This is a genomic window from bacterium, assembly GCA_030649025.1.
GTDB lineage: Bacteria > Patescibacteriota > Minisyncoccia > JAUYLV01 > JAUYLV01 > JAUSGO01.
Map to the genome: position 1 here is coordinate 1 of JAUSGO010000040.1, position 7,841 is coordinate 7,841.

The 7,841-nt window shown below is 52.3% G+C and carries 7 protein-coding genes; 6 read left to right on the forward strand and 1 reads right to left on the reverse strand.

The genetic code is table 11. The annotated features are described in order from the left end of the window. From Q7S09_05990 to Q7S09_06005, 4 genes are all read left to right on the forward strand, one after another. A partial coding sequence (locus Q7S09_05990) for a hypothetical protein (GenBank protein ID MDO8558696.1) occupies positions 1 to 1,128 on the forward strand: 1,128 nt, incomplete at its 5' end. A 21-nt stretch (positions 1,129 to 1,149) separates the two neighbouring features. After that, positions 1,150 to 4,263 (forward strand): efflux RND transporter permease subunit, encoded by a 3,114-nt coding sequence (locus tag Q7S09_05995; GenBank protein ID MDO8558697.1) that lies wholly within the window; start codon positions 1,150 to 1,152, stop codon positions 4,261 to 4,263. A 354-nt stretch (positions 4,264 to 4,617) separates the two neighbouring features. Then, the gene (locus Q7S09_06000; protein MDO8558698.1) at positions 4,618 to 4,950 is read left to right on the forward strand and encodes a hypothetical protein; all 333 of its coding nucleotides are present in this window, start codon (positions 4,618 to 4,620) and stop codon (positions 4,948 to 4,950) included. 308 nt (positions 4,951 to 5,258) lie between these two features. Continuing rightward, positions 5,259 to 5,987 (forward strand): LysM domain-containing protein, encoded by a 729-nt coding sequence (locus Q7S09_06005; GenBank protein ID MDO8558699.1) that lies wholly within the window; start codon positions 5,259 to 5,261, stop codon positions 5,985 to 5,987. Positions 5,988 to 6,023: 36 nt separating this feature from the next. Here the strand turns inward: Q7S09_06005 and Q7S09_06010 are convergent, their stop codons facing one another. Beyond that, positions 6,024 to 6,188: a hypothetical protein gene (locus Q7S09_06010; GenBank protein MDO8558700.1), complete on the reverse strand. Its 165-nt coding sequence runs from the start codon at positions 6,186 to 6,188 to the stop codon at positions 6,024 to 6,026. 230 nt (positions 6,189 to 6,418) lie between these two features. Between Q7S09_06010 and Q7S09_06015 the strand changes: the two genes are divergently transcribed. Next, positions 6,419 to 7,102, forward strand: coding sequence for a hypothetical protein (locus Q7S09_06015; GenBank protein MDO8558701.1), 684 nt, complete (start codon positions 6,419 to 6,421; stop codon positions 7,100 to 7,102). A 135-nt stretch (positions 7,103 to 7,237) separates the two neighbouring features. Next, positions 7,238 to 7,666 (forward strand): 7-cyano-7-deazaguanine reductase, encoded by a 429-nt coding sequence (locus Q7S09_06020; GenBank protein MDO8558702.1) that lies wholly within the window; start codon positions 7,238 to 7,240, stop codon positions 7,664 to 7,666. Positions 7,667 to 7,841: the final 175 nt, after the last annotated feature.

Below are 7,841 nucleotides of genomic sequence, written 5' to 3' on the forward strand. Positions count from 1 at the left end.
GCTGCCCATCTGCGCACGGTCAGCAACGCGGTGACGGTATCGGCGTTTCGGGCGGGGAGTTTTAACCGCATGTACGGGCAGATCGATCCGCAAAACCAGTATACGTATGAGGCGGCGCTCTTAAATCTCATTGAAGCCCTGCGCGATCCGGGCGCCGTTCCCTTTGAAGAGACGGAGCAGTATTTTGTCTCTGCCGTGCGGCTTGCCAATACAACAATAGACAGTCCGGATATTATGGACATTAAGCCCATGATGCGGATGGACCAGAACGAATATCTGGAAATGGCCTCTAAGTACCGCGAAATGGAAGCGGAAGCGGCAATGAAAGCGACCGAGTACAAGCTTATGTCGGTGGAGCAGACAAAAATGTACGCCCAGGACAGGAAAATGATCGATGAACAGATCGCCATGAACGAAAGAATGAGCGCAATGTCGCAAGCGGAAGCAAAAGCGGCGGAGGCGGCTTATGCCCAAGTCCTGCAGGGATTTACGGGAAGTTTATATATAGTAGCACCCAGAGCAGGCACTATTTCTACGATCATGGCAAAAGTCGGGCAATTCGTGGAACCCGGCATGCCTGTCGCGTCGCTTAATTCGGGAGACCAAAGCGAGCAATTCGTCCGCTTTCGCATACCCGGAAACGTGCGCCTGCCCGAGGTGGGTTCCGTGCTTGCCATGATGCGGCCCGGATTTCCGCAGGACGTAAAAAAGGTCAAGCTTCTCGGGGTTGGTACATCGCTTGACGCTGGAATGTTCATGGCAGACGCGGAGTTCCTGGAGAGCGTGAATTGGCCGCCGGATGCGTCGGTGCGCGTCATGGCTTCGCAAGCCTCGGACGCTCCGGTCATCAAGCTTTCATCGGTATGGTGGGACGAGGAAGGCGCACCGCATGTGTGGGGCGTGTCGCCAGGAGACCGTATCTTCGCAAAAAAGATAACCATTGGCCGGACGCTCGGTACGTTCATCGAAATATACGATGGATTGAAAAATAGCGACCGCTATGTGGTAAATCCTGAACCCGGTATCCATGAAGACATGTTGCTTGAAGACATGGCGCCGAAGGAAAGCACTACGGACAAACCCGCTGGGTCGGGCGGGCATGATGATATGGGCGGAATGGACATGTAGGGCCGCACTAACACAATACATATGTTCAATAAAATCATTTCTTGGTCACTTGGACACAAATTTGCGGTGTTGGTTCTCGCGGGACTCATGGCCGCGACGGGTTTGTGGAGCATCGCCACGATGAAGGTGGATATTCTGCCTGATATCAATAAACCGACCGTGGCGGTGTTTGCGGAAAGTCCCGGAATGGCGGCCGAAGACGTAGAACGCCTTATCTTAAACCCGCTCGAATCGGCCCTTGCCGGGGCTCCCGGCGTGGAACGGATGCGCAGTAACGCGTCTTTCGCGCAAGCAACCGTTAATCTGGAATTCGCGTGGGGCAGCGATACGCTACGCAACAGGCAAGTGGTGCAAGAACGTCTGAATCAGGCGATACTGCCCGAAGGAGTAAAGCCGGTGCTCGGTCCGTCTACTTCGCTTCTCGGAGAAATTATCTGGGTTGGCATAAATGCCCCCGACAACAACATAACCCCGATGGAGCTTCGAACATTGGCGGACTGGACCATCCGTCCGGTCCTACTCAAAACTCCCGGAGTCGCAAGTGTTTTGGTTATGGGCGGGGATGTGCGCGAATGGCAGATCAATCTCAATGCCGAGCGCCTTCGACGCTACGAATTAATGTTCGACGATGTCCGTAGGAATATCGTCAACGCGCTGACAAATAAAAGTGGCGGCCTTATCACAGAAGATGCAAAGGAATATTCAATCCGCATTTTGACCGCGCCGGAAAACGCTGCGGATCTGGCAGATATATCTATCGGCCGCAACATGATGGATGGGCGTCCTATACGCCTTGGCGATATCGCATCCGTCGTTGAGGGAGCAAGCCCCATCCGTGGCAGCGGAGCTATTGATGGCAGGGCGGGAGTCATCTTGAGGGTCATCCGGCAGCCGGACGCCCAGACGCTTGCGGTCACTGATGCGATAGACAAGGCATTTACCTCGCTAGCGCCGAGTCTCCCCGAAGGAATCAAATTACATCCGAATCTCTTCAGACAGGAGAACTTTATTCGCGCGGGACTGCGCAATGTGGAGGGGGCTCTTAGAGACGGCACGATATTCGTCATCCTGGTGCTCATCATCTTTCTTATGAATGTGCGGATGACCCTAATCACGCTTACGGCCATACCGCTTTCTATCCTTGCGACCGCGATTGTATTCAAGGCGTTCGGGTTCTCGGTGAACGTCATGACCTTGGGCGGCGTCGCGGTTGCGGTTGGCGAGTTGGTAGACGATGCCATTGTTGACGTGGAAAACATTTTCCGCCGTCTGCGTCTGTGGATGCACGGCGGCAAGAAAGAAAGCCGGGAACAGGTGGTATTACATGCTTCGCAAGAAGTCCGTAACTCCATCGTGTACGCGACCATTCTGGTCGCGGTGGTATTCCTGCCGATATTCTTCATGCCCGGCATCGAAGGCCGGCTTCTTATTGCGCTCGGGTCCGCATATCTGGTATCGCTTTTTGCGTCGATGATGGTGTCGCTTACGGTAACGCCGGTTCTCTCCGCGCTCCTGCTTAATGACGGGTCCCTATACAGACACAAGCAGGAAACAAGAGTCGTACAAAAAATAAAGGAATGCATTGCTCCGTGGATACATTGGTGTATCCGTAACATAAAAATCTTGGTCACCGCTACCATCGCGGCGCTCGTTCTTACGGCGGGAATGTATTTCTTTGCGGGCAAAGAAGGAATTCCCCCGTTCAATGAGGGGTCTATGGTGGCGATGGTCTTTTTGCCGCCGGGAACGGCGCTCTCCACCACTAACGCCTACATGGTAAAGCTTGAACATGCGCTTCTGCAGGTAAAGGGTGTACGACAAGTAAGCAACATCGCCGGACGTGCTCCGGCCGATCCCCATGGAGGGAGCGCAAATTCCAGCGAAATGCAGATTGCGCTTGAGGCGGGATACGAACATGAGCGCGAGCTGATGATGCGAGAAATACAAACGGTGCTGGACCGTTTCGGCAACGCGGACTTCAGCCTGGGACAGCCGATCACGCATAGGGTTGAAATGATCCTTTCGGGCGTACGCGCGCCCATTGTTGTGAAAATCTTCGGGGACGATCCGGCCGCTATGGAACGCGCCGGCAAACTGGTTGTTGCCGAACTGGGAAAACAGCCGGGCATCGCGAATGCCCGCATACAGCAAAATACCGTCGTTCCCGAATTCCGCATCTATGTCGACCGGAATCGCCTTGCCGAATACGGATTGTCTCCGGGCGAGGTTGCTAATGATCTGGAGATGGGCCTTATGGGAGACAATCTCGGACAAGTCCGTCTTGGTGCGGCTTCGGTAGACGTTGTTGCGCGGTATGACGCGGAATCAAAAGGCACGATGGCTTCTTTGCGAGACCTCGCCTTGCCGTATATGGGCGCCCAATCTTTGGGCAGCGTCGCCGATGTTCGGGTAGAGGGCGGACGCAACAGCCAGGATCATGAAGGCGGAAAGCGGGTGCTTGCGGTCTCGGCAAACTACCAAGGAACCGATGTGGTCGGCGCGGTGGACCGGGCAAAAGCCGCAATCGAATCGCAAAGACTTCCCCTTGGCGTAATACTTTCCTTCGAAGGAAACTATAAGAGCCAAAAAGAAAGCTCGCGGCAGCTGGCATTGATATTCATCTCCGGTATATTCATGATCTTTGGAGTTTTGTACAGCGCCTTTACGTCCGTGCCGATTGCACTGCTCGTCATGACCAACATTCCCACGGTGCTTATCGGCGGGATGATCGGCGTTTGGCTTACGGGTGGGTCGGTGAGCTTGGCGCATCTTGTCGGGTTCATTTCGCTTGCAGGCATTGTTTCCCGGAACGGCATCATGCTTATCGGGCGGAGCCTCGCGCTGGTGCAAAAAGAGAGTTTACCGTTCACACCGGATACCATAGTTAAGGCAACGCTTGACCGCGTAACTCCGGTGCTGATGACCTCCCTGGTAACGGCGCTCGCGCTGATCCCCTTGCTTATCTCCGGCTCCGAGCCGGGCAAAGAGATGCTACATCCGCTGGCGGTCGTGATATTCGGAGGGCTTGCTTCCTCCACAATTATTTCGCTGTTCCTGACGCCCGCATTATTTTACCGCTTTGGTAAAAAGGCGGCGGAACGGGCAGCAACGGAGGAAACATCGTCAGGATTCTAATCCCGTTAGAAGCCGCGATCGCCATTCTCAATAAAAATAATCTTAATCCGATGTGTTATCGTAGTCATAAAAATTATTTTGCAGGCTCGCCCCGTTAGAGATTCCCGCGTAAGCCGGGACAGGAATCCAAGATTCCTTATCTCTAACGGGGCTCGTATTGGTCGCGATCTGCTTCTAACGGGATGAAAAATATTTATCACGGGCGCGAACCCCCACACTGATCGTGGTTGGGAATCCGAAAGATTCCCCCATGAAGCTAATCGTGTTGAGCATGTTTCATAGATTAGTGTGGTGGTGAACCGCCACGCACAAAGGTCGCACGAAACCCAGTTATTCATTAATTAAAAAATCACTATGAAAAATATAACAATAGCTCTTGCAATACTTATTGCCCTTAGTATCGGCGGTGCCGCCGGCTATTCCTTCGGAAGGGGCGCTAATGATGGATCCGCCGAGAACAAGGAGTTGCAAGATTCCATCACGATGATGAAGGAACAATCGGCAACCATAGAAAAAATGGGAGAAATGATGAAGTCGGCGGGAGAGGCAATGCAGACGATGGGCCTGAAGTATAATGATGAGGAGGCAGTAATGAAGGGAAGGGATTTGGAGGCGGTCGGCGCAAAATATATGGGAGAGAATGAGGCCCAGGAGGGTAGCGGCTCCATGAAACAGATGATGAAGTAAAAGACCCATCCGAGAATTCGAACCAGAATATTTGAGCCAAGACTAGGGCGGGGCGACCCGAGTAGTTCGAACACTATTACCCCCGCAGGATTGAGCGCCCGTTCGAAAGACCGGGCGCTCTAAGTTTTCCGATTCATTTTTTAGGACATAGGGCCGAGTGACGGCAAAGATGGCTCTCTTAGTCGGTAGGGAGGCTCATCTGAGAAAAAGAGAGCTCCTTTTGAGAAATTTGGACACTGGCCTTGACGGTTTTCGGCTATATGATATAATATCCCCTTGTACTTTGACACCTAAATTAGGGGCATAACATGCCAAAAAAGGGAGGATACATGAAAATCAGAATGACGCTTTTCGCGTTCGTTTTCTCGTTTTTGCTTTCGGCGGCTTTCGCAATGGACGGCAAGATGGGAACTTACACCGTTAAAGCAGGAGACGACGTAGTAAACGTCGCCTTCTACTTGAGAAAGGTAGAAGGCGTGAATATTGCGCGTCTTCGTGAATGGAATCCTGGTCTTGGTACGTCAATAAAGGCGGGGCAGGTTATTTTCTATGAAATACCTGACGCATCTCCGAGACCGGCGACCAAGGAAGAAATACGTCTAGAAATTGATCGGGCGATAGGCAATTTTCCAAAACCACAACCACCGGCGGTTAACGTCGGGGCAGGCGTGCCGTTGATAGATTGGGTGATTTTCAGCTGCTTTATCCTAATCACCGCCGTCGCGATGTTCGCAACGAGGGAGAAGTCGGAACAAGGCGCTTCCGGAAAGAATGGTGGCGTCCTCGTCAATCCCACTCCAACGGATTTGCGAGCAGCGAAACTTCCGCATGGGGTGGTCTACGCACTTCTGCGGGAGGGCAGGAGTTACCGTGGCGTTGCCAAGCTTGTTGGAGGAAAGCCGATGATTTATTTTGACGGAGAAAAGAATTCTCCGATTGGTCCGGAACATGCCATGCGGCATGCTTTGAAGTTGGCCGGTGTCAATAAAAATCCGGCCATGACGCAAACTGTAAACGTTGTACCGACGACAAACTGAACTGCGAACCCGAGGATAGCCGCGAAAGGACCTTTTTCAAAGCATAATCGTGCAAAGCGGATCATCGCCGGTAAAACGGGATGGTTGCGCAGAGATGCGATTGGCATGAAGAATGGTTGCGGCCAGCAAATTCTCAATTTGAGAGCAAAGCGGATCATCGCCGGTAAAACGGGATGGTTGCGCAGAGTTCTGGATATACATTGAGGAAGCCGGTTGCCGCGAAAGTCCGGGTTTAGAAAGGAGGAGGTATGCACCACTATGGAGCAAGATCGGAACCGACAAAGATGCCAAAACGGCATCGTCGAACGCAGGAAGACGAGAGGATGGGTAGGCAGATTGAGTGGTTTTTGATAATTTCTATCCCTACTCTTTTCTTTCTTGCCCTAGTTTCTGCTTTTGGGCTCAACACAATCCGCTTCGTCAATAGTTTTATGTCCAAAACAAAACAGGAACCGGTGGTTGCGGCGCAACTACAAATGCTTCCTCCGTCAAAAGAGGTCGGCGTATCCGAGAAAATCTCTGAATTTTATTCTCTGGTCTCTCTCGTGGGTGAGGGGTGTGTTGACGGTTTTGAGGTTTATGTATCCAAGAGCGGAGACACCCTCTCAAAGGTCTCAAAAAAGAAGCTCGGCGACTACTCGCGTTACATGGAGATCGCCGATGCAAGCGGCATCGAGGATCCCGACGTACTTGGCATCGGAAAGGAACTGCGCATCCCGTGCGTCACCGGAAATTCCATCGGCAACACTGCAAAGGTTTATGAAGGCAAGGCACCGATCAAGCGTGACGACCTCAAGCCCAACGCGAAGCCGAGACCCCCTCTTCGCCGCAACATTAAAGAGGGCTCTCCTCACTCGCTTTTGCTGGCGAGCAAGTCAGTTGAGAAGCGATCGTCGCCGGAATCTTCTGAACTAAATGTCGTAGAAAATGAGAGCAAGGAGGTCCAAGTTTCTACTGAAACCGGGGGCTCTCTCATCGTAAGCGTCCATGGAGGAGTGCAGGGCACAAGCAGGGCAGACAAGAAAGAAGTAAGAGTAATCACGATCGGTTCGTTCGATCCGCCAACGAATTCGCACAAGACCTATTCTGCGTCGGTAAATTTAGATAGCTTTTGAGGATTTTGTCCGATCCAGTATGGACATCAAGAGACCAGCAAGAATGGTCTCTTTTTTTAGCTCTTTGGTTATGGATTGACATGCCCCGCTTTCTTGATATGATGCCTGAAGAAAATCACATTCTCGGAGGATACTTTGAAAACCAAACCCATCAAGGGCAAGAAGTGGAGCGATAAAGCGTCGCTGGGCAAGATACCCAATCCGTCGAGCCACGGATACGAAATAAAGATAAGAAATCCGGAAATCACGTTTTTGGGCGCAAGAAACCAGCCCGATTACGCTACGGCCTTCGTCACCTTCTACCCGCGCGATACGGTCATCGAGCTGCGGTCTTTGAAGATCTACTTCCAGCAATTTCGGGTCAAAATCATCTCGTACGAGCGGCTTATCAACGTCATCTACGACGACCTCATGGCCGTGTACAAACCCGCGCGTCTGCGCATTGTCATGACGCTCTCTCCTCGCGGCGGCATCTCTTCGCGCCTCACGGTAGATTCCGACTGGAAGGTGCGCGGCGGAAAGGAAAAGTTCCGCGATTGGGTCGGCCAGCCCGACGAATGGTAAAGCTTTCCCGCTCCGTGCACGGAGCGGATTTTTGATGTTTCGTCTGAAATTTCTGCAGGAAATTTCAGCTACGAAACGAAACCCCGTACCAATTCTCCAATAGGACTCTGTATGGCACAGCTGGAAGCCGCCAGGCGTCACCGTGAAAATGACTTTTGTATACCACGGTTTGCCG

Excerpts from the sequence above, each read along its gene's own strand:
- Q7S09_05995 (MDO8558697.1), top strand. The coding sequence starts at position 1,150 with ATGTTCAATAAAATCATTTCTTGGTCACTTGGACACAAATTTGCGGTG.
- Q7S09_06000 (MDO8558698.1), top strand. The coding sequence starts at position 4,618 with ATGAAAAATATAACAATAGCTCTTGCAATACTTATTGCCCTTAGTATC.
- Q7S09_06005 (MDO8558699.1), top strand. The coding sequence starts at position 5,259 with ATGCCAAAAAAGGGAGGATACATGAAAATCAGAATGACGCTTTTCGCG.
- Q7S09_06010 (MDO8558700.1), bottom strand. The coding sequence starts at position 6,188 with ATGTATATCCAGAACTCTGCGCAACCATCCCGTTTTACCGGCGATGAT.
- Q7S09_06015 (MDO8558701.1), top strand. The coding sequence starts at position 6,419 with ATGTCCAAAACAAAACAGGAACCGGTGGTTGCGGCGCAACTACAAATG.